General features: G+C 58.2%; 1 protein-coding gene. It reads right to left on the bottom strand.

From position 1 onward, the window contains the following. Positions 1-316, bottom strand: a 316-nt coding sequence (locus HMPREF3044_RS01465; RefSeq protein ID WP_141759617.1) for an ATP-binding cassette domain-containing protein, incomplete at both ends; no start/stop codon positions are given.

Below are 316 nucleotides of genomic sequence, written 5' to 3'. Positions count from 1 at the left end.
TCGCCGGTTGCGGTGAGGGCGATGTTGCCTTTGTCGAAGCAGTAGACACGGTCAGCAATCCCGGAAAGGAAACTTAGCCGGTGTTCAGCAATGATGATGGTGTGTCCATCGGCTTTGAGCCTGGCGATGAGTGTGGCGAGTTGGTCGATAACGTCAGCGGACAAGTTCGCGGTCGGTTCGTCGAACACGATCAGCGACGTGTTGTTGCACATGGCGACGGCGCAGGCCACGCGTTGCATCTGCCCACCCGACAGTTGTGTGACGCGGGATTCCAACAGGTCGGCGATACCTAACTCGGCTGCAACCTCGTCAATGC

This window comes from Corynebacterium sp. HMSC073D01, assembly GCF_001815555.1.
GTDB lineage: Bacteria > Actinomycetota > Actinomycetes > Mycobacteriales > Mycobacteriaceae > Corynebacterium > Corynebacterium glucuronolyticum.
Note: the sequence above shows the minus strand (reverse complement) of the source record. Positions and strands in the feature narration are given on the sequence as shown.